The following is a 1,350-nucleotide window of genomic DNA, read 5'->3' on the forward strand; positions in this document are numbered from 1 at the left end:
CCAATTCTGCTTGGTCTGTTTTATGTAGGATACAAGTACAAAACAAAAGAAAGTACGATTGGGAATTGATGGACCATCAGATTGGAGTTTGAGATGAAAGTTGTTCAATTACTAGGAAACACTTGGCCAGAGACCACTGTATTATTTAGCTCGATGGCTTATCTAATTATTAGAATCGTGGCTAACGTAAACAAAATAAATCTACCTACGATTTCCTTGTTTTTAGTGGTTTTTATTTTACTGTGTCGGGGCCAAGGAGAAAGAAAAGGAGAATAGAATGAATAGGATTGTAAAATATGTTCTACTATTCACTTTCCTATTTTTGATGAATATTTTCATCTTTGGGATACTAGCAACTCTTGGATTTCAAGTAACAATGAGTGAAAATAGTTATATGGTGCCCCCGGTGTTTGCGTTTATCGTTTTATACACTATTCACAAAAGAAGTGGGAAATGTAAGAAATCTCTGTAATTGAATATTTTAGGCAGGACTCTTGTTCTGCCTCTTTTCTTTGACAAAAAGTGCTGTTTAGGCGTGGATATTGTTTTTTCAGAAACAATTCCCTTATTTCTTCTTCGTTTGGTTAAAATAATCTTACAAAGTTTTTAAGAGATTGTTAGAAAAAAGGAGATAGATATGAAATTTGGGAAAAGACACTATCGTCCCCAGGTGGATCAGATGGATTGTGGCGTGGCTTCCTTGGCTATGGTCTTTGGCTACTACGGTAGTTATTACTCCTTGGCTCATCTACGAGAGTTGGCCAAGACGACTATGGATGGGACGACTGCTTTGGGTGTTGTAAAGGTAGCAGAGGAGCTTGGCTTTGAGACGCGTGCTATCAAGGCGGATATGACGCTCTTTGACTTGCCAGATTTGACCTTTCCCTTTGTGGCCCATGTGCTCAAGGAAGGGAAGCTGCTCCACTACTATGTGGTGACAGGTCAGGATAAAAAGCACATTCATATCGCCGATCCAGATCCCAGTGTTAAGCTGACCAAGATTTCCCGTGAGCGTTTTGCGCAAGAATGGACAGGGGTCAGTCTCTTTATGGCGCCATCTCCAGACTATAAACCCCATAAGGAGAAAAAACAGGGACTCCTATCCTTCTTGCCAATATTATTCAAACAACGTGGCTTAATTGCCAATATCGTCCTAGCGACACTCTTGGTGACCCTGATTAACATTGTAGGTTCTTATTATCTGCAGTCTATCATTGACAGTTACGTACCAGACCAGATGCGCTCGACACTGGGTATTATCTCTATTGGGCTGGTTATCGTCTATATCCTCCAGCAGATTTTGTCTTATGCGCAGGAATACCTCTTACTTGTTCTGGGTCAACGGTTGTC

The 1,350-nt window shown here is 40.6% G+C and carries 1 protein-coding gene and 1 pseudogene; both read left to right on the forward strand.

The window, feature by feature from the left end; translation table 11 throughout:
- Positions 1 to 277: 277 nt before the first annotated feature.
- Entirely contained in the window at positions 278 to 472 is a 195-nt protein-coding gene (locus tag GMD6S_RS13005; RefSeq protein WP_001080063.1) for a hypothetical protein, read from the forward strand.
- Between the two features lie 165 nt (positions 473 to 637).
- Positions 638 to 1,350: pseudogene (comA, locus tag GMD6S_RS09165) on the forward strand (peptide cleavage/export ABC transporter ComA); the annotation flags it as partial.

This window comes from Streptococcus sp. GMD6S (assembly GCF_000297015.1).